This window comes from Octadecabacter arcticus 238, from assembly GCF_000155735.2.
Lineage (GTDB): Bacteria > Pseudomonadota > Alphaproteobacteria > Rhodobacterales > Rhodobacteraceae > Octadecabacter > Octadecabacter arcticus.
In genome coordinates, this window is record NC_020908.1 from 1,288,390 (window position 1) to 1,312,542 (window position 24,153).

The 24,153-nt window shown below is 56.9% G+C and carries 21 protein-coding genes and 4 pseudogenes; 17 read left to right on the plus strand and 8 right to left on the minus strand.

What is annotated here, in order from left to right:
- Positions 1–21: 21 nt before the first annotated feature.
- The 6 genes from OA238_RS06760 to OA238_RS32555 all read left to right on the plus strand — a co-directional run bounded on the left by OA238_RS06760 (position 22) and on the right by OA238_RS32555 (position 3,997).
- The gene (locus OA238_RS06760; protein WP_015494611.1) at positions 22–834 is read left to right on the plus strand and encodes a transporter substrate-binding domain-containing protein; all 813 of its coding nucleotides are present in this window, start codon (positions 22–24) and stop codon (positions 832–834) included.
- 79 nt (positions 835–913) lie between these two features.
- Positions 914–1,609: an ABC transporter permease gene (locus OA238_RS06765; protein ID WP_044038047.1), complete on the plus strand. Its 696-nt coding sequence runs from the start codon at positions 914–916 to the stop codon at positions 1,607–1,609.
- A complete protein-coding gene (locus OA238_RS06770) occupies positions 1,606–2,307 on the plus strand; it encodes an ABC transporter permease (protein ID WP_015494613.1) in 702 nt (233 codons plus the stop codon). Before OA238_RS06765 ends, OA238_RS06770 begins: the two co-directional genes overlap by 4 nt.
- Positions 2,304–3,050, plus strand: coding sequence for an amino acid ABC transporter ATP-binding protein (locus OA238_RS06775; protein ID WP_015494614.1), 747 nt, complete (start codon positions 2,304–2,306; stop codon positions 3,048–3,050). The genes OA238_RS06770 and OA238_RS06775 overlap by 4 nt, the downstream gene beginning before the upstream one ends.
- A 10-nt stretch (positions 3,051–3,060) precedes the next feature.
- Positions 3,061–3,843 (plus strand): inositol monophosphatase family protein, encoded by a 783-nt coding sequence (locus OA238_RS06780; RefSeq protein ID WP_015494615.1) that lies wholly within the window; start codon positions 3,061–3,063, stop codon positions 3,841–3,843.
- A 10-nt stretch (positions 3,844–3,853) separates the two neighbouring features.
- Positions 3,854–3,997, plus strand: coding sequence for a hypothetical protein (locus OA238_RS32555; RefSeq protein ID WP_187293157.1), 144 nt, complete (start codon positions 3,854–3,856; stop codon positions 3,995–3,997).
- Between the two features lie 29 nt (positions 3,998–4,026).
- On the opposite strand, the gene OA238_RS06785 is transcribed toward OA238_RS32555, so the two are convergent.
- Both OA238_RS06785 and OA238_RS06790 read right to left on the minus strand, forming a co-directional pair.
- The gene (locus tag OA238_RS06785) at positions 4,027–4,677 is read right to left on the minus strand and encodes an alpha/beta hydrolase (RefSeq protein ID WP_015494616.1); all 651 of its coding nucleotides are present in this window, start codon (positions 4,675–4,677) and stop codon (positions 4,027–4,029) included.
- Positions 4,646–4,789 (minus strand): annotated as a pseudogene (locus tag OA238_RS06790) (ring-cleaving dioxygenase); the annotation flags it as partial. The gene OA238_RS06785 and the pseudogene OA238_RS06790, both read right to left, overlap by 32 nt.
- A gap of 451 nt (positions 4,790–5,240) precedes the next feature.
- On the opposite strand from OA238_RS06790, the pseudogene OA238_RS31515 reads away from it, so the two are divergent.
- Positions 5,241–5,399: pseudogene (locus tag OA238_RS31515) on the plus strand (IS5/IS1182 family transposase); the annotation flags it as partial.
- Between the two features lie 240 nt (positions 5,400–5,639).
- Here the strand turns inward: OA238_RS31515 and OA238_RS06795 are convergent.
- The 5 genes from OA238_RS06795 to OA238_RS06815 are packed head-to-tail and all read right to left on the minus strand — an operon-like array spanning position 5,640 to position 12,031.
- Positions 5,640–6,818 carry a CaiB/BaiF CoA transferase family protein gene (locus tag OA238_RS06795; RefSeq protein ID WP_015494617.1) on the minus strand — a complete coding sequence of 393 codons (1,179 nt, stop codon included), beginning with the start codon at positions 6,816–6,818 and terminating at the stop codon, positions 5,640–5,642.
- On the minus strand, positions 6,815–9,067 hold the full coding sequence (locus OA238_RS06800; protein ID WP_015494618.1) for a PHP domain-containing protein: 2,253 nt from the start codon (positions 9,065–9,067) through the stop codon (positions 6,815–6,817). The genes OA238_RS06795 and OA238_RS06800 overlap by 4 nt, the downstream gene beginning before the upstream one ends.
- Positions 9,060–10,574: a tripartite tricarboxylate transporter permease gene (locus OA238_RS06805; RefSeq protein WP_015494619.1), complete on the minus strand. Its 1,515-nt coding sequence runs from the start codon at positions 10,572–10,574 to the stop codon at positions 9,060–9,062. The genes OA238_RS06800 and OA238_RS06805 overlap by 8 nt, the downstream gene beginning before the upstream one ends.
- Before the next feature lie 3 nt (positions 10,575–10,577).
- Positions 10,578–11,042 carry a tripartite tricarboxylate transporter TctB family protein gene (locus tag OA238_RS06810; protein ID WP_015494620.1) on the minus strand — a complete coding sequence of 155 codons (465 nt, stop codon included), beginning with the start codon at positions 11,040–11,042 and terminating at the stop codon, positions 10,578–10,580.
- Between the two features lie 29 nt (positions 11,043–11,071).
- On the minus strand, positions 11,072–12,031 hold the full coding sequence (locus tag OA238_RS06815; protein ID WP_015494621.1) for a tripartite tricarboxylate transporter substrate binding protein: 960 nt from the start codon (positions 12,029–12,031) through the stop codon (positions 11,072–11,074).
- A gap of 58 nt (positions 12,032–12,089) precedes the next feature.
- Here OA238_RS06815 and OA238_RS06820 point away from each other — a divergent pair, with 58 nt between their 5' ends.
- From OA238_RS06820 to OA238_RS06865, 10 genes and pseudogenes are all read left to right on the plus strand, one after another.
- The gene (locus OA238_RS06820) at positions 12,090–13,091 is read left to right on the plus strand and encodes a LysR family transcriptional regulator (RefSeq protein WP_187293158.1); all 1,002 of its coding nucleotides are present in this window, start codon (positions 12,090–12,092) and stop codon (positions 13,089–13,091) included.
- A gap of 384 nt (positions 13,092–13,475) precedes the next feature.
- Complete coding sequence (locus tag OA238_RS06825) at positions 13,476–14,444, plus strand: Bug family tripartite tricarboxylate transporter substrate binding protein (protein WP_015494623.1); 969 nt, start codon at positions 13,476–13,478, stop codon at positions 14,442–14,444.
- Positions 14,445–14,532: 88 nt separating this feature from the next.
- A complete protein-coding gene (locus OA238_RS06830) occupies positions 14,533–15,012 on the plus strand; it encodes a tripartite tricarboxylate transporter TctB family protein (RefSeq protein ID WP_015494624.1) in 480 nt (159 codons plus the stop codon).
- 4 nt (positions 15,013–15,016) lie between these two features.
- Positions 15,017–16,516 (plus strand): tripartite tricarboxylate transporter permease, encoded by a 1,500-nt coding sequence (locus OA238_RS06835; protein WP_015494625.1) that lies wholly within the window; start codon positions 15,017–15,019, stop codon positions 16,514–16,516.
- Between the two features lie 4 nt (positions 16,517–16,520).
- Positions 16,521–17,693, plus strand: a complete 1,173-nt coding sequence (locus OA238_RS06840) for an L-rhamnonate dehydratase (RefSeq protein ID WP_015494626.1) — start codon at positions 16,521–16,523, stop codon at positions 17,691–17,693.
- A gap of 6 nt (positions 17,694–17,699) precedes the next feature.
- The gene (locus OA238_RS06845) at positions 17,700–18,611 is read left to right on the plus strand and encodes a dihydrodipicolinate synthase family protein (RefSeq protein ID WP_015494627.1); all 912 of its coding nucleotides are present in this window, start codon (positions 17,700–17,702) and stop codon (positions 18,609–18,611) included.
- 10 nt (positions 18,612–18,621) lie between these two features.
- Positions 18,622–19,323 (plus strand): GntR family transcriptional regulator, encoded by a 702-nt coding sequence (locus OA238_RS06850; protein WP_217591576.1) that lies wholly within the window; start codon positions 18,622–18,624, stop codon positions 19,321–19,323.
- A gap of 4 nt (positions 19,324–19,327) precedes the next feature.
- Complete coding sequence (locus OA238_RS06855; protein ID WP_015494629.1) at positions 19,328–20,344, plus strand: 4-hydroxythreonine-4-phosphate dehydrogenase PdxA; 1,017 nt, start codon at positions 19,328–19,330, stop codon at positions 20,342–20,344.
- A 10-nt stretch (positions 20,345–20,354) separates the two neighbouring features.
- Positions 20,355–21,851 carry an aldehyde dehydrogenase (NADP(+)) gene (locus tag OA238_RS06860; RefSeq protein WP_015494630.1) on the plus strand — a complete coding sequence of 499 codons (1,497 nt, stop codon included), beginning with the start codon at positions 20,355–20,357 and terminating at the stop codon, positions 21,849–21,851.
- Positions 21,852–22,667: 816 nt separating this feature from the next.
- Positions 22,668–23,813, plus strand: a pseudogene (locus OA238_RS06865) (IS256-like element ISOan6 family transposase); the annotation flags it as partial.
- On the opposite strand, the pseudogene OA238_RS06870 reads toward OA238_RS06865, so the two are convergent.
- Positions 23,808–24,110: pseudogene (locus OA238_RS06870) on the minus strand (IS30 family transposase); the annotation flags it as partial. The pseudogenes OA238_RS06865 and OA238_RS06870 overlap by 6 nt on opposite strands.
- Between the last annotated feature and the right edge of the window lie 43 nt (positions 24,111–24,153).

Sequence of the window (24,153 nt, forward strand, 5' to 3'; positions counted from 1 at the left end):
TAAACCAGGAGAAAACAGACCATGAAACGACTCCACGGACTATTCGCCGCCGCCGCTGCGGCACTGACCTTGGGCACCACCCTGCCTGCCAGCGCCGAAACGTTGCGCGTCGGCATGGAATGCACCTATGCCCCCTTCAACTATCGCACCGACGCGGGCGAGTTGGCGGGCTATGACGTCGACGTTGCCACTGGCGTGGCTGCGATCATGGGCGCCGACCTTGAATTCGTCTGTCAGCAATGGGACGGGATGATCCCCGCGCTGCTGGCCAACAAGTTCGACTTGATCGTCGCCTCGATGTCGATCACCAACCAGCGTTTGGAAAAGATCGACTTTTCCAGCCCCTACCGCGATTCCGTGGGCCGTCTAGTGGGCCGATCGGAAGCCAATTTGAACCTGTTCGACGAGGCGAGCAATCCCATTCCCGAGAACTTCAAGGGCCTGCGCATCGGGATTGAACGCGCCTCGACCTATGAGGCCTGGTTCAACGCCACGCTGCCCGATGCCGAAACCGTTCTCTATGACGGGAACGAACCCATGTATCTGGACCTGCGCAATGGCCGCGTCGATGCGATCATGACCAACCCGATGAAGGCGCATCTGAGTTTTTTGGCCACCGAAGAGGGCAGCGGCTTTGAATTCGTCAGCCCCGCAATTTCCGAGATCGAATATTTTGGCACCGGTGTCGGCATCGGTCTGCGCCAAGGCCAGCCCGAATTGATGGCCCGGCTGGACGCCGCGATCAAGCAGTTGATCAACGACGGCAAGCTGACCGAATTCGCGCTGAAATATTTCCCCTTCCCTATCCACAACGAAAAATGGGGCGATAGCTGATCCCTGATCTGATCGCATGGGGCGGCGCGCGCAGGTTCGCCGCCCTATTTTTACCTTAAACCACGAAAAGGGGCACGCCGTGGACGTTCTGACAGGCTGGTGGGACGATTTCTTCTGGGGCTCCGTCGTGGTGGCGCAGGTGTTTCTGGCCTCCCTCGTGCTGATGGTAATCTTTGGCCTGTTAGGCGCGGCGGCCAAGCTGTCGAGTAATCGGATCTTTCAAAAGATCGCCAACGGCTATACGATCGTGTTTCGCGGTACGCCCGAAATTCTGGTGATCCTGCTGCTGTATTTCGGCTCGGCCATCGCGCTGACTGCCATCGCGCAGGTGTTCAACCCCGAGATCAAGTTTCTGGACGTGCCGCCCTTCTGGGCCGGGACCATCGCCATCGCGCTGATCGTCGGTTCCTACGCGACCGAGACGTTTCGCGGGGCCTTTCTGGGCGTCAAACCCGGCAGTATCGAGGCGGCGCAGGCGCTGGGCATGAATGGCTTTCAGGTGTTTTTCTATGTCCGCGTGGCTGAAATGTGGCGCCTGGCCCTGCCGGCCTTCGGCAATCACATGCTGTCGCTCATCAAGGATACCGCGCTGATTTCCATCATCGGCCTAAACGAGACGCTGTTCGTCGCCAAACAGGCCATCGCCACCACGGGCGCGCCGTTCATCATGTATATCATGGTGGGCGTGATATATCTGGGTTTTTCCACGGTGATCACCCTGACGGTCATGACGCTGGAATACTATGGCACCCGCCATATGAGGTCGGCGACATGAGCTTTGATGTTTCCCTGATTTTCTCCGCCCTTCCCAAGATGCTGATGGGCATTGGCTTGACCTTTCAATTGCTAGTGCTGTCGGGGGTGCTGGGTCTGGCGCTGGCTATTGTGCTGATGCTGATGCGCGTCAGTGGTAAATGGTATCTGGACTGGCCCGCACAGACCTATATCTATATCTTTCGCGGCACGCCGATCCTAGTGCAGATCTTCATCGTCTATTACGGCTTTCCGCAGCTTGAGTTCATCCGTGAGGGTATCCTGTGGCCGATCTTCCGCGATCCGTTTGGCTGTGCCATCGTCGCGCTGACGCTGAACACTGGGGCCTATGTGTCAGAAATCCTGCGCGGTGGCGTTCTGGGCGTGGATCGCGGCATATTGGAGGCGGGCGAGGCGCTGGGCCTCAATCGCTGTCAGCGGTTCACCTATCTGACCACCCCCATCGCCGCACGGCTGGCCCTGCCGGCCTATGGCAACGACGTGATCAGCCTGCTAAAATCCACCGCGCTGGTCAGCACGATCACGCTGGCGGACATGACGGGGATTGCGCGGACCATCGTGGCGCAAACCTATGCGCCATATGAAATCTTCATCTCGCTGGCGATCGTCTACATGATCATAACGCTTTTCATCCAGAAACTCATGGCCCGGATCGAACGCTGGCTGGGCCGCTACACGGTAAGGACGGGCCAGACATGAGTGCCACGCAACCTCTCATCCGCATGGAGCATGTCGGCAAGAATTTCGGCACGTTCAAGGCGCTGCATGACTTCAATCTTGTGGTGACCAAGGGCGAACGCATCGTGGTCTGCGGCCCCTCCGGGTCGGGCAAATCAACGATGATCCGCTGTATCAACCGGCTGGAAAAACATGACGAGGGTCGGATCTTCATCGGCGATATCGAGTTGACGGACAAATTGAAGGATCTCAACGCCGTGCGCCGCGAGGTCGGCATGGTGTTTCAAAGCTTCAATCTGTTTCCGCATATGACCATCCTGAAAAACCTGATGCTGGCCCAGAAACTGGTGCGCAAGACCCCCAAGGACGAGGCGCGCGAGGTGGCGATGCATTATCTAAACCGCGTCAAGATCCCCGAACAGGCCGATAAATACCCCATCCAGCTGTTGGGCGGTCAGCAACAGCGCGTCGCCATCGCCCGTGCCCTGTGCATGAAGCCCGAGGTGATGCTGTTCGATGAACCCACCTCGGCGCTGGACCCCGAAATGATCAACGAGGTGCTCGAGGTGATGACCGACCTTGCCAAGGACGGCATGACCATGATCTGCGTCACCCACGAAATGGGCTTTGCGCGGTCGGTCGCGGATCGCGTGATCTTTATGGACGCGGGCGAGATCGTCGAAGAGGCGACGCCCGAAATCTTCTTCGGCGCGCCCAGGAACGAGCGCACCAAACTGTTTCTCAGCCAAATCCTGACACATTGAAAGACCGACCATGACGCGACCCGACGACTCTGAATTTATGGCCTTTGCCGAAACCTTGGCTGATCTCAGCCGCGCCATGCTGATAGCGGCCGCACGCCACAAGCCGGACATCGAAATCAAGGCCGATGCATCCTTTGTCACCACCACCGACAAGGCGGTCGAGTCTGCCCTGCGCGAACGTATTCTGGCGACCTACCCGGATCACGGCATTCTGGGCGAGGAATTTCCCAGCGTGAACACTGTTGCCGAATTCGTCTGGGTGCTGGACCCGATCGACGGCACTGCGCCGTTCATCGCCGGCATCCCCGTCTATGGCACGCTGATTTCACTGGCCTGGAATGGCGCGCCCTGGCTGGGAGTGATCGATCATCCGGTGACATCCGACCGCTGGACCGGCGTGGCGCATGAAAGCGCCCATCACAACGGCGTGCCGGTGCGCGTGCGCGACTGCGCGGCATTGGAGCGCGCGTTGATCACCTGTAGCAACGCCGATTTCATGGCGAGCGAAGCGCGCACGCAGTTTGACATCATCCGCAGGCGGGCGCAATATGTGCAATACGGCGGGTCATGCTTTGCTTATGCCGTGATGGCCTCGGGGCGTACGGATATGGCGATTGACGGCGGCATGGATCCGTTTGATGTCTACGCACCGGCGGCAGTGATCCTTGGCGCGGGTGGGTATTTCTGCGATTGGCAGGGTCAACCGCTGAGCTTTGCGATGGATGGCTATGTTCTGGCCGCTGGGGACAAGGCCCGGCTGGACGAGGCGCTGGCGGTTTTGGGCGGCGCATAACGGAGACCATATGGGCAAACCGATCATTCTGGACCCCGCTGACGTCGCCGCGCACCTGCAACGGCTGGACGTTGTGGCCGAATTGCGCGCGTTGTTCCGCGCCTTGGGTGACGCTAGTCGGCGCGAACCCAGCCGGCAAAAAAAGTCCTTCTGACACTGCCCAAAGGGCGGTTTCGCGCCTGATTATGCTGCGGTAAACAGTGTTGGACGGGCAGACAGCTCTGGCTGTCGCAGATCGTGGCCGCCGTCGTGGACATGGGTAGACACCCCGGCACCCTGTGCTGCAAACCAATCGATCAAACGCTGGCTTAGGGGCCACGGACAAATCGGATCGCATTTTCGGGCGGTAATCAGGACCTTCTTACCAGAAAGTGGAGGGTTCGCCGCCGGTTCCCAAGGGATCAGCGGATGCAACAATACGATCAGCGCAAACAGATCGGGATTTGCTATTGCAACAGAGGCAAGGATATTTGCCCCGTTCGAATAGCGAAAGCCATAGACCAGCGAGGCAGGGTGTTGCGCTTTATGCAAGGCTAAAAATGCCGCCACCGTCTCTGTGCGGCGGGCCCGATCGTCCATATCATAAATGCCCTCGCCGGTGCGGCGAAAGAACCGCTCCGCGCCGCGTTCGGACACATTACCGCGTGGCGAAACAACGCCTGCCCCCGGAGAAAGCTGTTGCGCCAGATCAAAGAACTGATGCTTGTCGTCGCCGGTCCCGTGAAAGGCAAAGATCAGCGGCGCGTCCGCTTTGGGGGCTTTGGTCAACGTGTGATAGCTGTCTTTGACATTGGAGTTTCCTTTAAGGTGCAGTCGGGGGCAAAAGACGTTCAATCTCGGCGCGGTGCTGCTCGTATCGGGTGGGCAGCTTCAGGGCCTGACCCAGTTGCGCGGTGTTTTCGTCACGGTCAAAGCCTGGCTTGTTGGTCGCAACTTCGAACACGACATTAATCAGGCTCTTTGTCGCTGCTTTGGGCACTGACCAAACATCCAATTCTTATTGTCGAATAACATCTACTCTAATGGCCGCTTTCAAGAAAACATGAGTTCAATTTGCGAACGCAGCGAAAGGCTGCCAACCGCCCTTTGTGGCAGAATTAAACGCGCAAGTTTGAAGTGTTTGGGTCCTTCCGAGGCTCTTTCCCTCACAGGGGAAATGCGCACCCCGTTACGTAAGACAGGCGGGAATTTTCTTAGCTGATTGTTTGGGTTCTTGTTGTTGTTATTACGCTACCTGACCTGAGTATATCTAACGCTATACGACGAACCCGCCATTAGCTACAGACCACGCCAAAGACAAAACTCCTGACACAGCTCCCCTGCCAAAAACGGCACGTTTCAGTTGTTAAAAAGCAAGCCAAAGGCAATAACCCGCATTACACAACCTACAGCCTACGGTTAAAAAAGGGGGGGAAGGCCGCCTGATTGGACTGACCAAGGGCGGCATGAATACCAAACTGCATGCGATCACAGACACCAGCGGACGCCCTATCCGTATCTTTATCACAGCAGGGCAAGTCAGTGATTATACTGGCGCTAACGCCTTGATGAATAATCCAAGCATAATGCATTGTCGGCTTGGAGAACTGGTTCACCTTCCATCAGTAATGACCAAAAAAGACGGGCGCTGCGTCATTCGGATAAGCAGATCTTAAGACATCATCTGGCAGTGGTTGGTCCGGCAGTTCTTCTGGATTACGAACGGATATCCGATCTTATTTCACGTCAACCCACACATCAGATCCGAGCTTAGAGCGACCATGATCTCAAACAGGCGGGCTATTAAGCGCCTTTCCCTAAGATAAGCTTTCATCTGACGGGCTTGGGCGAAACTGCGCTAGTATGATTTCGGTATCAGCGCCCAATTCTCGAATGGAGCCGAGCGGGCAATGCGCCACTGTTTGTCCGATGCGAAACGGCAAACTCGGCACTGTCAGTCCAGTCTGTTCATCGTGGTGCAGGTAGCCTCGGGCCTTGCTATGCGGTGTGTTCAGGCTTTCCGGCAAGGTACGTACTTTGGCAACCGGCACGCCGCTTTCCAGCAGATGCGCTTCCCAGTCGTCCGCGCTCCTCTGCGCAAGGGCCTCGACGAGCACATCTTCTAAAAGGGGCGCGTTTTGCTTGCGGTTCTGGCGTTCCGCGAACCGCGGATCGGTTAGCCAGTCCGCCCGGCCCAGCCCGATGGCCAGCGCGCGAAATTGACTTTCCTCGTTGACGCCGAGGCTCAGCACGCCCTCCTTGCAAGGAAAGCTTCCGGCCCCGGGGCTGCGGCTGTTGGCGGCGTTACCGCGCGCGGCGGGCACATTTCCGGTCGCCAGGAAGTCGGTGATCGTCGAACTCATCAAAGTATAGGCCGTGTCCAACATGGAGACGTCGATGAAGGTCCCTTTGCCCGTTTTCTCTCGCTCAAACAGCGCCGCAGCGATGGCAAAGCCTGCCGCTAGTGCGACAGAATAATCCATGATCGGTGCGCCTGTGCGTAGCGGTCCGGTGTCTTTGGTGCCCGTCAGGGTCATGATGCCGGAGGTGGCCTGTATGTTCACATCATAGGCTGCGGCATCTTCGTTTTTGCCGCCGCGTCCGTAGCCAGTCATCGCGCAGTGGATAAGCCGGGAGTTTAGCGCCAACGTGCTGCCCTCGTCGAGGCCGAGCGCTTTGAGCGTGACGGGGCGATGATTTTCCACAAGCACATCGGCGGAGCGCAGTAGGTCCTGCATAGAAGCCTTCCCGTCCGCACTATCCAGATCCAGCGTAATCGCAGACTTCCCGGCGGCCTGAGTCACATAGGCTGTGCTCATGCCGTTGGCGGAACGTGCGGGATCGGTTCCGCCCCGATGCCGCATGGCATCTCCCCGCTCCGGTCGTTCCACTTTGATGACCTCCGCGCCCAGAAGGCCGAGGTAATAGGCGCAGGCAGGACCGGCGAGCACATGGGTAAAATCGATCACCCGAACACCCGTCAGCGGGCTGGTCATGCGGTATCCCTTCCGACGTAGATCGGGCTGGACCACGCGATATGCCCGTCTTCCAGTGCAACGCGGGCAAAAACCGCCCGTTCCCCAGTTTTGGGGATCGCGATATCGCGGGAGACCGTAATTCGCTTGTCCGAGAAGACTTCAGGAAGGCGTTGGACGGACAGCGTCTTGTCAATGCCACCACATTCCAAGACAGTTGGCGTAACGCCGATGTCGGACATGGCCAACTTGAGAGTTCCGAGATTGGTTTCGATCTCAATCTTCGCATTCGTGTCTACACGCGAAAGCCAGACGTCAATCGCTGAGAAGCCGCCTGTGGTGACAGTCACCCAGTCGATGATGCCGGGCGCGGTCAGCTTCGGTTGCTTGTCGGGGTTATAGTAGTTCACCGCCGCGATCCGTGAAGCATTGGCTCCGGACAGGCGCGCTTGCCCAGTCCATTTTACCAGACGTCCACGCCCCCAGGTTTCCTGTCCCTTGCAGATAATCCGCAGGCGCGCGCCCAGATCGGCGTCCGTGAAGGGCCTGATCGTTTCCAAAAGCGTGGTTCCGTCGAACAGGTCGACCCGCTCGACTGGGGAGGGGGCCGAAACCTCGATGTCTAACCGTGCCGTGTCTGTCTGCGTGCGGACGATATCGCCCATGATGGCCTTGGAATGATGCACGAAGCTTTTAGGCTCGAAGTCGGGGTTGCGGTGGAAGATGCGGGCCGGTTCCTCAAAACTCAGGCTGGTAGACAAGAACAGGCGTACGCCCGTGGTGGCGTAGTGGTGGCGGCGCCGGAACTCCTCAAACAATGCGTCGCGGCTGAGGTTTGGCAATAGGTGACAGGTCAACCCGCCGTAGGAGCCGAATTTCGCGTCGCCGGGATAGCTGGCACCGGGGCGGCCCTTGTGGCCGTCGCTGCCCGCTACGATGCCGATGCGGTGGCCGTTCTGCAAGCTTTGTTCCACGATCCAGTCAAAGGTGCCCCAGGAAGAATGGACCTCCACCGAAGGCTCCAATCGCGCATCATGGGCGTAGGAGACGTCGGCGAAGCGCCCGCCGACATGCGGCACGACGATGACATCTTCGTCCAGTAGCGCGTCGAACAGGTCCTTGACGTCGTGGCAGTCGGTTTCGGGGCGAGTCTCGTCTGAGATCAGCGCTCGGCTGGAGCGATAAATGGGCCGGCCTTCGGTCCTGTACCAGATGTTGTGATCGCCGCCCAAGCCGGTGTTGCCCGACCATTCATAACCGGGCAGGCAGAGGAATTTCCCCTCCACGTTGAATTCAACGGCGAGGGCATTGATCTCGTCCCAGAAGGCGTCGGTGACCTGAAAATCGTTGGCCTGATGGCCGGTGATGTCAATGAAACTTCGGTCCCGCGCGAAGGCGAAATATTCCCGGGCCGTGCCAGTGCCGATGCTTTCGCCGGACTGACCGTGCATGTCGGACCAGAAATGCGCGAAGGGACTGTCCGCGATACGGAGCGGGTTGGAGGTGGCGTGCAGCGTGTCGCCGTCGAACACTTCGACGGTGTAGTCCCCCTGAACGTCCAGCGTCAGCTCGTCGACGATCGTCGAAAACTGACCCCGCGCCAAGGTGACGGAGGACGGCAGGCCGTCGATCTGCGGCTTAGCTTTCAGGCGCAGGGATCCGTCGAACTGGTCACTCGGGTTGCCCCACCGATCCTCGGCCTTGATTATCAGACGAAACGGCTCTCCAGGGCGGCGCAGGGTCGGCAATAGCGCTTTCCATACCACGGGTGGGCCAGGGATGATGGTGACGGTCGGCTGATGTTCTTCAAGGACCGGCGTGTAGTCGACCGAGGCGAAAGCATCGACTGTCACGCGGAACTGGAACGCGCTTTCGCAGTGGGTCTGCATCCGCACACCAGGGCAGCCCTGTCGGCTGTCGCCGATGCGGAAGGTCAGCGTGTCGTTGGGCCGCAGGAAGCCCTTGCACAGCACGGTGATACAGTTGCCCCATGGGCGGATGTTGCGCTTGTAGTCGAAGCGGTATTCGAGCGGTGCTCCGTTCGATGCCTCAACCGTCAGGTAGCCAGGTGCCTTGGGATCGGTCGTTTGCAACGGGGTCATGTCTGAATGCGTCCGCATCGCCACGCGAACGCTGCCCAGATCGTCGATACCGAATTTGCCCGCCGTGTAGATGAGGGTGAAATTCGTCCAAGATCCCGCCACAATGGGCGAGGTATCGGCCAGTTTGGCGTGACCCATCAGGTCCATACGATAGGAATGGTCAGGCATCTTTGAGAGAAGCCTCCTTTGCGTGCTGGCTCAGCGTCCTTGCACGGAAGGCAAGGGCGGCAATGCCGATGATGAGGAAGAGGAGCGCCACGGGTCGTGTTACGAAGATCAGCAGGCCGTTTTGGGACAAAAGAAGCGACTGGCGAAACGTTTCCTCCGCGCCGCCGGCTAAGACGAAGCTGATGATGAAGGCGGCCGGGTTGAAATCGAATTTCTTCATCAGCCAGCCGCCGAATCCCGCGATGACCATAACAAACACGTCGAACAGGTTTCCGCGCGAGGCGAAGGCCGCGATGAAGGCGGTTAGGAAAATGATGGGGTAGAGAACTTTGACCGGGATCATGGTGATGAAGCGCCCGACCCAGGCCGCGCCAAAATAGCCAATCAAGCCATACATCGCGATGCCGATCAGGCCACAGGCGAACAGGCTGAAGATCAGTTCACGCGAGGTGATGAACAGGGTCGGACCAATCTGGATGCCGTGGATCAGGAAAACGCCCATCAGGATCGCACCGATGGTCGAGCCGGGAATTCCCAAAGTCAGCAGCGGCGCCATGGAGGGGCCGGAGACGGCGTTGTTGGCGGCCTCGGGTGCCGCGACGCCTTCCAGCGCCCCGTGCCCCCAATCCTCTGGATTTTTCGCGCGACGCTTGCCCTCGCCGTAGGCCACGAAGGCCGCGATGGAGGAGCCGAGACCCGGCAGAACCCCGATGAAGGCCCCGATGAAAGAAGATCTGATGACATGGGGCATGCAAAGGCGATACTCTGCCCAGCTCAGTCTGTTGCGGGCCTTGCCCTCTGCTCCAGTTGGGTATTGGGTAATCTCGACGGGGGCGTGGCGCTTCTCGAGCTGGGAGAAGACTTCGCCCAGCACGAAGATACCGATCATCAGGGGCACCAGCGAGATGCCGTTGGTCAGGTCAAACAAGCCAAAGGTAAAGCGATCCTTGGCGGAAATCGGGTCAAGCCCGATCATGTTGATCAGAACCCCGAGCGCCGCAGATGCCAGCCCTCGGGTGATGGATTTGCCGATGACCGAGCCGATCACCACGAAGGCCGCGAAGTAGATCGCAAAAAGCTCCGGCGGCCCGAGGCTCAGGGCGATCGCCGCAATTGCGCCGACGCCCACGATCAGTAGGATGTCCCCCGTGAAGTCGCCGATGACCGACGATATAGTCGCCACCTTCATCGCCTTGGAAGCCATGCCGCGTCTGGCAAGCGGATAGCCGTCGATCTGCGTCGCAGCCGATGCGGCGGTGCCGGGTGTGTTGAACAGGATGGCGGAAATCGATCCGCCGTAACGCCCCGATTTTCCGATCACGTACAGGAACGCGAGCGCCGAGATCGGCTCCATGTAGAAGGTCAACGGCAGTAACATCGCGATGGCCGCTGAGGCGGTCAGGCCCGGAATGGCACCAGCAATCATGCCAACGATGGCGCCGGCTAGAACCCAGCCCATAAGGGCGGGATCGGTCAGGACGCTGCCGAGGGCGAGAAAAATTTCCATACCTCAGTACCCCTGGATCACGTCGAGCAAATCGAACCAGCTGCCGTAGGTAGGGAACACCCCCAGACCTACGAAGAATATCAGGTGATAAATTGCGGGGCACAGTACCGCCGCCGCCAGAAGGCCGCGCCGGTCGCGGATTCCGAAAAGCATCAGCGCCAGCGGTGCCACTATTGCCGTGCTGACGAGATATCCCACGAGGCCGACAGCCCAGGCATAGCCGAGCGCGAGTGCCAGCAGACCCGCGACGGCCCACCCGTCGAAGGCTGGCAGCGGGGTGGAATGCCCTTCCCGCAGGCCCTTCGCCAGTTCAACAAGGCCTAGCACGGCCAACGTCCCTGCGCCAGCAAGTGGAAAGATTCGGGCTCCCCAGCCGCCGTCACGATCAAGATCAATCTGGAAACAGGCCACGAGGGCCGCGATGCCGAACACTGTCAGCACCACGCCCACGTTTGTGGTTTGATTCATCCGTACGAGAGGGGAGGCGTTGGCCACGCTTATTCAATCGCCGCTATGATAGGGGCAGCGGCGTCGCGCATTTGCTCCAGCCGGGCTCGGGCAGCATCGCCGTCCAGATAGGCCGGGGTGTTTCCAAGCTCCAACATGGCGGCGGCAAACTCGGGCTGGCTGGTGATGGTTGCCAGCGCGGCTTCCATGCCCGACACGATCTCTGCATCCATGCCAAGTGGCGCAAAGAGAGTGATAGGCGACGAGATGACTGGCACATCATATCCCTGCTCTGCAAATGTAGGAACCTCAGACGCAATGGAATCGCGCGTGTTGGAGATCAGAGCCAGAACCCTCAGTTCGGACTCGAACCCGGCGGCCTGCTGAATACCGATCATGCCAAAATCAACCTGCCCGCTGATTACCGCTGCGCGCGTTGCACCGCCGCCATCGAAAGGCACATCAACCCCGTTGAGGCCTGCGGCATTCATGAAGCCCTGGCCCGCAATATGGTGGAAGCTTCCGCGCCCGGTATGGTTCCAGCGCATCTCTCCGGGACGGGCCCTTGCATCGGCCACGAGGTCGTCGATCGTCTGATAAGGGCTGTTTGTCGGCACCATCAGCGAGGTGGTCAGATCACCGATCTGGCCTACGGTCACGAAGCTGTCGAAGGGGTTCACGTCGGTGTCTCGCAACAGGTAGGTCAGTAGGAACGAACCGCCCGAGGTCATCATGAATGTGGTCCCGTCGGGCCGCGCGCCCGCAACCTCGGTCGCGCCCGTGATGCCTGACGAACCAGGTCGGTTCACCACGACCAGCGGAACGGACAAGGCGCTTTCCGCACCTGCGGCCAGCGCGCGCGCAAAACTGTCAGTGCCGCCGCCTGCACCGTAGGGCACGATCAGGTTTATCGGACGACGCGGTTCCCATTGGGCAAAGGCGGCGGTGCCAGACAGGGCGGCAATCGCCGGTGCCGCGAGGGTGATATGCAGAAATGACCTGCGGTCCATGGAAAGCTCCTTGTTGAGGTGTACCGGATCAATTCCCGGATTGTTATTTATTGATGCTATGGCAGAAAAGTTCTTCGTAAAAATAGAATATTTGAAATATAACTTCCAAATATGTGATGAATTTTCTATTGCCGGGACAGGACCGAAGGATGCGTCGATGAACCTCAAGAGCCTCCGTGTTTTCGTCAACGTCATGGAAGAGGGGACGCTTGCTCAGGCATGCCGAAAGCTGAACCTTAGCCAGCCGGCCGCCAGCCGCCTGATCCAAATTCTCGAAGCCGAGTTCGATATTCAACTGTTCCATCGGGAAAAAAAGCGCCTAATCCCGACTCATGAGGGAGAAACTTTTTATCCCGAGGCCCTGCGCATCCTCGCCTCGATCGACGATCTGCCGGGGATGTTCGAGCAGATCGCAAAAGACGCTGCCCCCCCCTTGCGGGTCATCTGTCACCCCCGCCTAGTGGAGGGCCTGATCGTTCCTGCGATGGCCGAGCTGATCAAGCGCGTCCCCTCCGTCAAGGTCAAGCTGGAGGTCCACCCCCGCCGCTACCTCGGCCGTCGCATCCTTCACGGGTTGTTCGACGTTGGCATCGCGACTCTACCTTTGCCGGATCGGAACCCCACGCCTCGATTCCTGGCCCGCACCGACATGCTGGTGGCCCTGCCCGCCGCGCATCCCTTGGCGGCCAAGGCAGTTCTGACCCCCGGCGATGTTTCAGGAATGGCCTACGTCGCACTGGAGGACACCACGAACATGCGCAGTTTGCTGGATCGAGAGTTGGCGAAAGCGGACGAGCATCTTGAGGTCACGCACGAAATGTCCACAAGCTTGGCCGCGTGCCTACTTGTCAAGGAGGGGATCGGCTTCACCTTTACGGACGCCATCACCGTAAGCCCTGAAGATGAGCGCGGCATCGCGATTCGCCAATGGCGCCCACGTGTAAACATCGAATTCGGCTACTTCGTCTCGGATACCAAACGCCCGCACAGGGCTCGGGATGAGTTCCTAAGTATCCTGAAGCAAATCTGTGCAAGCCGAGCGGAAACAGAGCTTGATTGAGGCCTAGGAACACCCGCTGGTTGGCCTGGTTTCAAAGAACGTTATTCACAAGTAAAAAGCAACACATCGTTGTCGCGGATACCAGAGCGGAGGCGCACTGGGGCAGCCTAACAGATTGAGACCGCTCGGGAACCAAGACTGGTTTGCATTAGTCTGACAGCACCCAAAACTCGACTGTGCATCCCTTTGCCAGTCTTTATCTCCTTCATAGCAAATATTGCTCGCAAGAGGTTGGAATTAAACTTGGAGCGGATTTTAGCCGGTTTTGCTATGATTTTACGTTGACAGCCCTTTAAAGCAAAGTTAGGTATTGCGAAGTTTTGGTATACCAAAATGTCAATCGTGTGGTTTTCGGATTAGGCCATGCACAAGGGAGGAATTGAAATGTCCAATTACACCACGACGCTATTACGGTCGTTCGTTTACAGTGCGGCAATTCTTGGTGCAGCGACGCTGCCCGCGATAGCCGAAGATTTTCCAACACGCACCATTGAGGTGATCACCCACGCCGGCAACGGCGGTGGCACCGATGTCACCACACGAATGATGATGATCCGTGCTCGGCGCGCGTTCGACACCGACATGGTAGTGGTGAATCGCGGTGGAGGTGGTGGCGCGACCGCAATGGATTACTACCTTACGCTTGAAGCCGACGGCCACAGCATCTTGACCTACACCATCGGCCATGCGGCCACGATGGCACTGGGCAACACGGATATGAAATTGTCGGACATTCGTCCAATCGCGCGTGGAACTGATGATCCGCAGATCCTCATGGTGCGTTGCGGTGAATACGACAGTGCCGACGCATTCTTAAACGCACAGCGCGAAGACGGACTCATCTACGGCACCACACACTTGGGCGGCATCGACGATGTCTCGGCTTTCATGTTCGCGCGTAAAGGCAACCTTGCTACGCCAACAATGCTACCGTTTGAAGGTGGCGGTGAATTAGCCACGCAGTTGATTACAGGCGCAGTTGATGTGGCGGTTCTGAATTTAGCCGAGGCTGGGTCGCAGATTGCAGCTGGGGAGGTTTGTCCGATAGTTGTAATGGCGCCTGAGAGAATGTCGGGCTTGCCTGATGTCGCTACGGCTATGGAGCTGGGCATTGACGCCAACTTCTCAACCGTGCGTGGCTTTGTTGTGCATGCCGACACGCCTGACGATGTGGCGTTGAAGTTGGAGGAGGGGCTGTTGGAGGCTATGAACCATCCAGTTTATCAAGCCTTCCTTGAGTCCGCTGGGTTGGACGCGACATCTGTGGCTGGATCCGAAGTATGGGGTGGCCAGATCACCTCTATGCTGGGTGATATGGACGCGGCGCTGCGCGACCTAGGCTTCATCGAGTGATCAATAAATTGCATGTGCCAGGGGTGTTCAGCCTCTGGCACATGTGCCCTGATTGGGGAAATAACACTTGCTTCGGGAGAAAACTGAAATGAGCAGATTTATAGTCCCTTTTGGGCTGATCGTATTCTGCGTGCTTACGTATTGGCAGACCACTCAGTTCGATCGGGTGCCACCTATCCTTCTTCGTGGGATGCAGCCTGCCGATTTTCCGCAGTTGGTACTATTTCTGATTGTGTCACTTAGTGCCGTGTTGCTGTATCAGGCTTGGCATTCTAATCCGCCAGAGCCAGAAGTGGGCGCTGAGCCCGACGATATCACGCCCACCATGTCGCCGAATGTCTGGAAGACGATGGGACTATTTATCGTCTTCGCTGTCGTCGCGCCCGTTGATTTATTTCTAGGGCTTGGTGTGTTTGGGTTATGCTTGACGGTCCTTTGGGGAGAGCGCCGCATCTGGACGCTTATGCTGGTCGCGGTCATCGCGCCGCTCCTCATATTTTTACTTTTTGACCAGGTTTTCGAGATCCGCTTCCCTCGTGGCCTCTTAACCAACCTTTGGTACGGATAGACTCATGAATGATCTTATTTCAGGCCTTTTGGCCATCGCTGATCCGCAACTTCTGATCATTCTTTTCGCGGCCACCTTGGCAGGCGTCATCATCGGCGCGCTGCCTGGGTTGAACGCCACCACAGGGGCGGCGTTAATGCTGCCGTTCACCATTACGATGGACCCGATCCCTGCTATCGCCGTCCTGACGACGATTTATTGCTCCGCCACCTTTGCAGGCGCGATCACGGCGATCTTGATTAACACACCCGGCACCTCGGCAAGTGCGACGACCTGCCTTGACGGCTACCCGATGGCGCTGCGCGGCGAAGCGGGCCGCGCGCTTGGAATGGCTACGGTGTCTTCTACTTTTGGTGGCATTGTGTCGATCCTGTGCCTAATGGCAGCAGCTCCTTTGATGGCGCGTGCTGCCTATAATTTTGCGCCACCGGAGTACTTTGCGCTCACTGTCTTTGGCTTATCAATGTTGGCAACCATTGGAGATGGATCTCCAATAAAGAACCTGATTGCTGGTGCGGTTGGAGTGCTGGCTGCAACTGTTGGCAAAGACCTTCTTACCACCGTAGACCGCTTCACCTACGGGATGTCGGAGCTAACCGAGGGCATCGGATTTGTGCCTGTAATGATCGGCCTTTTCGGTATTTCGGAGCTGCTTGTTCAAGCAGGCCGATTGTCAGTTGAGCGTCAGCAAATAAAGATGAAGGCTATAAAGTTGCCAAGCCTCGCGGACTACAAGAAGGTCTGGAAAACTATTCTTCGATCCTCTGGCATTGGTACCTTCATTGGTATCTTGCCTGCGGAGGGAGCCACAGTTGCATCAATGATCGGCTATAACGAGGCACGGCGCTGGTCCAAGACGCCTGAAGAATTCGGCAAAGGAGCGATTGAAGGCATTGCCGGTTCTGAGGCTGCCAACAATGCTGCTACTGGCGGCGCCATGGTGCCGACCCTTGCGCTTGGTATTCCAGGCAGCCCAACCGCTGCGGTGATCCTCGCTGGCATGATGATCCACGGGCTGCAACCCGGGCCGACTATGTTCACTGAGCAGGCTGTGTTTGCCTACGCCATTTTTTGGTCGATGATGTTTGTGAACATCTTGTTTATTTTTGTGGGCCTGTTTGGCGCCAAGCTGTTTGCGCGGATCAGTTTCGTACCAATTCCAATCCTGTGGCCCATCGTTTTCACGTTCTCGATTGTCGGGGCTTATGCGCTTGATCAATCCATCATCGATGTCTGGATCGCGATTGGTGCAGGTTTTCTTGGCTACTTCATGCGGCGCTTTGGCTATTCGGTTGTGCCGCTTGCCATTGGACTTATTTTGGGCGGGATGTTGGAAAAGCGCCTTGGCCAGTCATTGATCATGCTCGATGATCAATGGTGGTTGATGCTGACCCGCCCACTTTGCATTTTATTCTTCGCTTTAACCTTCCTCGCACTGTTTGGGTCTGCCATTTGGCGCAGGCTCTTTACGCAGCGCGATCCGCTCAAGTCAATGGGAGAATAACCTTATGACCAAGATCAAATCTGTCCGAACCAAAGTATGGAACTGGACCGGTAAAACTGTTCCTCCCCAAGGAAGTTTCTGCACCAATGCGGGTGATGCTCTTTACGAGCGAGGCGACGCTATGGGAAGCTTCCGTTTCCACCAATGGCTGACTTGCGAAATTGAGTGCGAAGATGGCACCATCGGCATTGGAAACGCAGCGCTGGCACCTAATTTGGTGAAGGCGACAATCGATCAATATTTGGCTCCAATGGTGATTGGCGAAGATCCATTCGACTACGCTTATCTGTGGGAAAAGATGTACCGCAAGACCCACGCTTGGGGGCGTAAAGGCATTGGCATGACGGCGATCTCTGCGGTCGATATTGCGATCTGGGATCTGATGGGCAAGCTGACGGGAAAGCCAGTGTTCAAGCTGCTTGGAGGGCGCACGAAAGAGTCGATCCCGGTTTATTACTCCAAGCTCTATTCTGGGCCCATTGATGCGATGCAGGCCGAGGCAGCTGAGGCACAGAAAAGTAACTATCAAGGCTATAAGATGCGCTTTGGGTTTGGCCCAAAGGATGGCATGGCAGGCATGCGCGAGAACCTTAAACGGGTGGAGGCCGTGCGGGAGGTAATCGGCTATAACGTTGACTTAATGCTGGAATGTTACATGGGGTGGAACCTCGATTATACACGCCGGATGCTACCGAAGTTGGAGAAGTACGAGCCGCGGTGGTTGGAAGAGCCCGTGATCGCCGACGACATCCACGGCTATGCAGAGTTGAACCGCGGGCCGATCCCGATATCGGGTGGGGAGCATGAGTTCTCACTGATGGGCTTCCGGCAGCTGCTCGATCTGCGTGCAGTAAGCGTCATTCAGTACGATACCAATCGGGTGGGAGGCATTACGGCGGCGCAGAAGATCAACGCATTGGCTGAGGCCTACCAAGTACCAGTGATCCCCCATGCAGGCCAAATGCACAATTACCACCTCACCATGGCGAACGTGAATTGCCCGATCTCAGAATATTTTCCTGTGTTTGATGTCGAGGTCGGGAACGAGCTTTTTTATTATGTCTTCGACGGTGATCCTGTGGCTGAAAACGGGTTCCTGCAGTTGGATGACACTGTGCCTGGCTTAGGGCTAAGTCTGTCTGACAGGCATTTGAATGACTTTGAGATTGAGGAGTAGACGCGGATGAATATTTACAGTGGAATTTGGCCCGTAGCGCCGACGCCGTTTCACCCCAATGGCGCCGTTGATTATGAAGGCATGGAACGTGTGCTCGATTGCATAATTGATCAGGGCAGCGATGGCATTTGTATCCTTGCAAATTTCTCGGAGCAGTTTCTGATTACCGATGAAGAACGACGTCTGCTGACGGAACGTAGTCTTGCCCATGTGGCGAGGCGCGTGCCTACGATTGTCACGATTAGCCACTATGCCACACAGATCGCCGTAGGTCGTGCAAACCACGCCAAAGCTCACGGCGCGGAGATGGTGATGATGATGCCGCCTTATCACGGCGCGCTGATGCGCGGCACAGCAGAGCAAACCTATGATCAATTCGCCCGTGTGGGTGAAGTTGGCCTGCCGATCATGGTGCAAGATGCGCCATTGTCCGGCGTTGATTTGCCTGTGCCGCTGTTGGTTCGGATGGCGCGCGAGATTGAAATGGTGAAGCTTTTCAAGATCGAGTGCCCACAAGCGGCCTCCAAAATACGTGCGTTGATTGCGGAAGGCGGCGATGCAATTGAGGGTCCGTTCGACGGCGAAGAGGCGATAACTTTGATGGCTGATCTGGATGGTGGGGCGACAGGGGCGATGACGTCTGCCATGATCCCTGACCAGATCAAGCTGGTTCTGGCCCACCATGCTTCAGGAGACCGGGATGCAGCGCAGGCCGCCTATGCGCGTGTCCTACCATCTATCAATTTTGAAAACCGTCAATGCGGATTCCGTTCGGCCAAGGCAGTCATGGTAGAAGGCGGCGTTATTGGCAGTGAATTTTGCCGCCATCCGATTTCACCACTTCACCCTGATACCCGTGCGCAACTGCTGGAGCTGGTGCGCCCATTGCAACCTATCGCTTTAAATTGGGGACGTTAAGATGCCAGCCATGGAAGACTTGAAACAAGCACTTTCTGGGGTTGGCGGTGTAACCCGCTCACTTAGTCTCGCAGAGGACGCAGCGGAGAAAATCCGCGAGATGATTCTGCTGGAACGGCTAGCGCCCGGCACCGCCCTGCCCGAACGTGATCTGGCTGAAGCCTTGGGGGTAAGCCGCACACCAATGCGTGAGGCCATCAAGCTTTTGGCCAATGACGGCCTTGTGGACTACACTGCGTCACGTCGCCCGTTCGTGGCCGACCCCTCCTTAGAAGAAATCTGCGATTACCTCCGCGTTCAAGGTGCGCTAGAGGCACTCGCTGGTGAACTGGCGTGCATCAATACAACCGACGCACAATTGCATGGGATCGACATATTGAACCGTGAGATCGTCGAACGCGCAGACGGCGATAAGATGATGTCGTTTAACCGTGATATGGCGTTCCATAATGCCATTGTGCTGGCCTCAGGTAATGCAGCGCTGATTGAGACACACGGACGATACAACGCGCGGCTTTGGCGCGCACGCTTCATGTCCTCGCAACGGACAGTCAGTCGAGCAAGCACTACGCAAGAACATTCCAGGATTGTGCAGGCGCTGCTGGCGCGGGACGAAGCAGGGGCCTCTCAGGCCCTCAAGAAACACTTGAAGACTGCTGAGACCAACATCGCTGAGGCGATATTTGAACGCGCCCTTAAGAGTGGAAAATAGGCACATGACCAAACCTAAAATTGCTATCATTCCTGGCGATCCGTCCGGTATTGGCCCCGAATTAATTGCCCAACTTCTTGCAAGCGACGGCGTGAGCGAGGCAGCGGATATCTTGCTTGTTGGCGATACACATATTTGGGAACAAGGTGCGCGGCAGGCGGGTGTAAGACTGCAGCTTGATCCGATTGCGTGGGCTAATTTGGCGGAATTCTCGGGTCTTCGCCAGTTGGAGATGGAAACTATAGATGTGGCTGACGTAAAGGTCGCCGAAGTCACGATACAGAGTGGCAAAAGCGCGCTTCGCACTCTCGACCAAGCACTCGATCTGGCCGTCGCAGGTATTGTGGACGGCGTCCTGTTTGGGCCGTTCAATAAAGCGGCCTTAACCGCCGCTGGCCTCAATGCCGAGGATGAGCACCGCTATATGGCACGCTATCTAGGATTTAAGGGATATCATAGCGAGGTCAATGTGCTGGATGACCTGATGACTACTCGAGTGACCTCTCACATTGGTCTGCGCGAGGTGGCGGATAACATCACCGCCGATGGTGTGCGCAAGGCTATTATGATGGCCCATGATACGCTGGCGAAGGCAGGTAAGTCACGGCCCCATGTGGCCGTCGCGGCGCTGAATCCCCACGCGGGGGATAACGGTAAGTTTGGGCGCGAAGAGATCGATATTCTGGCTCCTGTCGTAGCCGAATATCAAGGGCGGCATATGCATGTGTCAGGTCCATGGCCATCCGATACCGTGTTTCTAAAGGCCAAAGCTGGTGAGGTCGATGCAGTCGTCACAATGTATCATGATCAAGGCCAAATCGCGATCAAGCTTATGGGATTTGACCGGGGCGTGACTGTTGCAGGCGGGCTGCCGATCCCTGTGGTGACCCCCGCCCATGGTACCGCGTTTGATATTGCGGGTCAAAGCGTTGCCAATGTGGGCGCGACACGCAACGCCTTTAACCTTCTATTGCGGCTTGCGGTAACCCACCGCGAGACGCGCATTGCCCCAATTAAATAGGATTATGCCCATGCTGTCAGGACTACATTTCATCGATGGAACTTGGGTTTCTTCAGACACTCAACTCGACGCACCCGACAGCCCTCTGGCAGGTGTCCACCAAGTCAGTGATGTGCAGATCGGCGCTGCCGCCCGCGCTGCCCGTGCCGCATTTCGGCCTTATAGTTCAACGAAGACACAGGACCGCGCGACTTTCCTAGAAGCCATCGCGGAAGAGATCGACGTGCGAGGTGATCAAATTACTGAGGCGGCCGTTGCGGAATCTGGTTTGCCTCAGGCGCGATTGGTGGGTGAACGCGGACGAACAACAGGTCAATTGCGCATGTTTGCGAATCTGATCCTGTCTGAGAGCTATCCCGAAACTCGTCATGATCCGGCTTTGCCAGATCGCCAACCCTTGGCCCGTCCTGACTTGCGTTTGACGCATATCCCGCTTGGCCCGGTGGTTGTGTTTGGCGCTTCGAATTTCCCGTTGGCGTTTTCTACAGCAGGCGGCGATACTGCCTCGGCACTTGCTGCAGGCTGTCCGGTAATTGTTAAAGGTCACCCGGCGCACCCCGCCACAGCAGAGCTGGTAGCAAAAGCCATTGAGGCTGCAATTGCTCGCTGCGGCATGCCCAAAGCCACGTTCCAGATGGTCCATGGCGCGGCGAATGAGGTCGGGGCGAGCCTTGTCCAACATCCTGAGATCACTGCTGTTGGCTTTACTGGGTCGCTTGGTGCTGGACGTGCTTTGTTTAATCTATGCGCTGCCCGTCCTGTACCAATTCCATTTTTTGGAGAGCTAGGATCCATAAATCCTGTCTTTTGTCTGCCCGGAGCCGTTGCCTCGCGCGGCGCTGCGATTGGCGCGGCTTGGGTCGGGTCCTTGACCATGGGCGCGGGGCAGTTCTGCACCAATCCAGGCGTGTTGATCGGCGTAACTAGCGCTGGCTTTGATGCGGTGCAGACTTCAGTCGCCACGGCTCTGACTATGGCGGCTCCACAAAAGATGCTGACGGACCGCATATGCGAGACCTATCGAGATACCGTTGAGGGCATGTCAAACAAGTTAGAGGTTCTTGGTGTAGGGACAGGTGAAGGGGGCATCCGGATGGGCCGCCCAGTCGCGTTTAAGACCGATGCAGCGACATGGCTTGCGACACCAGATCTTCACCATGAAATTTTTGGAGCTGCGGGCATGGTCGTGGCGTGTGATGACGCGGATCAGATGGTAGCTGTGGCCGAGGCCCTTGAGGGACAATTAACGGCGACGCTGCAACTTGATATGCCGACGGATCGCGAGGCAGCACTCGCGCTTTTGCCCGCGCTGCGCGAACGGGCAGGGCGCATTCTATGTAACGGTTATCCGACCGGCGTCGAGGTTGCTTCTGCTATGACCCACGGTGGCCCTTACCCAGCCGCAACTGACAGCCGGACCACCTCTGTCGGCACTATGGCCATCAACCGTTGGCTCCGGCCAATCAGCTATCAGGACTTTCCATCTGAGCTCTTACCTGAAAGCTGACTGTTAAGAAAGAATGGCTTACACCGCGATGATGTCAGATCTGATAAACTCAGGCCAAAACGGGTCTGGCGCCAATTACAAGCGATTTGAGGGCTGTGAGAAACCGCGCAGTACAATCAAGACACCCGCTTGTTTCAGACACTGTCATCGAAAGAAGTCGCTTATTTGGGCTAATAAAAACAATAAATCTTACGGCAGAGGTGACGCTGGCTAATATCGCAGTGAAAGTCGCGTGTGGATGGCTCCTGCATAGCAAAATATTTTTTATCAGATTTGTGTATTTGTCTGATAACACCATCTAAACGGTTATTGCGAGTTTATCTGTGGTACTTTTTTTGTCCTGATCGCTCTCCCACAACCAAAAATACTACAAGATAACAATTGCTTAGGCCGAAATCCGGGCGGTTTTCGTGTTTTTGGCGTGTCGCAAACTCATGCAACACGTCTCCAAAGATTACAAACGCTTACGTCCATCCCCGATGCCTCTGTGCAACACCCAATAGACTGAAGATCCGTTTCAGGCGATTCTGGCGCCCATGCGGACCTTCATTCATCGCCTTATCGGCCTAACGCGCACTCGTGGCTTCGATGGTGCGGTTGCCGGGCGGCGTTGGGAGAAGCCGGCGTGTTGTACCCAGTGAACGGCGCGCGGAAAAAGCTGTGACTAAGAATCAACTTGGCCAGAGTAAGTAGTGGCCTCTGGTGTGATCTGCGAGCTATGACTGAATCTGGTGTTTGAGTGGTTTGAAGGTTGGCGGCGTATCTGGTTGAATTGTTGTTGGAAGACAGCAGCCCAACCAAAGGAGATACACCACCATGGGAACTACTAACATTGTTGATTTTGCGCGTCGAGACGAGATGACGGACGCGTTGACGGAGTTGCTGAAAACGGGAGCACAACAATTGATCGCGACAGCAGTTGAGGCTGAGCTTGTCAGTTATTTGGCGCAATTTACCGGCTTACGCACCGATGCCGGTCACGCGGCAGTCGTGCGTAATGGACATCATCCGGCCCGCCCGTTTCAAACGGGCATTGGCCCTGTGAGCGTGCGCATTCCAAAGGTTCGGTCCAAGGACGGCACACCGGTGACATTTCGGTCTGCCCTGGTGCCGCCCTATGTGCGCCGCACGAAGACGCTGGAAGCGGCCTTGCCATGGCTTTACCTCAAAGGGATCTCCAGCGGCGAGATGGCTCCCGCCCTCAAGGTTCTTCTGGGCCCAGATGCCGTTGGCTTGTCGGCTAATACGGTTTCGCGTTTAAAACGCGATTGGGCCAATGAATACGAGGCTTGGAAAGGCGCTGAGTTAGATGACGAGCCCATCGTCTATATCTGGGCCGACGGCGTTCACAGCGGCCTTCGGGGCGAGGATGACAAGCTCTGTGCCCTTGTTATTATTGGGGTAACTGCCCGTGGCAAGAAGCGATTTCTGGCAATTGAGGATGGGGTGCGCGAGTCCACGCAGAGCTGGCGCGAGGTTCTGCTTAACCTCAAAAGCCGAGGCATGAATGCGCCCAAACTGGCCATCGGGGACGGTGCCATGGGGTTTTGGGCGGCCATGGACGAAGTCTATCCTGAGACCCGCCATCAACGCTGTTGGCAACACAAAACGATGAACGTGCTCAATTGTTTACCCAAGCTGTCTCAGCCAAAAGCCAAGGCCGCGCTGCACGACATCTGGCAGGCCGAGACCAAAGTCGATGCAGAAAAGGCGTTCGATCTGTTCATCAAAACCTACGAACCCAAATATCCCAAGGCCACACTATGCCTGCAAAAAGATCGTGAGGAACTCATGGCATTCTTCGACTTCCCGGCGCAGCATTGGCAAAGCATCCGCACTAGCAATCCAATTGAATCGGCCTTCGCGACGATCCGGCATCGTACCAAGCGTTCAAAGGGCTGCCTGTCACGCGATGGCATGCTGCACATGATGTTCAAACTGGGGCAATGCTTGGATTCAAACATCAAGTGCAACGGTTGATTTGAAGGCCGCGATTTCGTCGGCCATGGCTTCAGCGGGTGTTCTCCAACCGAGAGTTTTTCTCGGACGGTTGTTCATCAGGTTTGCAACGTCGTTCAGCCATGTTTGGCTTGCACCGTTCAGGTCAGTTCCTTTGGGCATGTACTGACGCAGCAGTCCGTTGGTGTTCTCGTTGCTGCCACGCTGCCAAGGCGCATGCGGATCGCAGAACCAGATATCGATCTTCAACCGTCTGGCGAGTTCGGGGTGGCAGGCCATTTCGGAGCCGCGGTCGTAGGTTGTCAACGGCAGAGTAAAAGTGAGCCAAAGGTCAGCGCAAAAT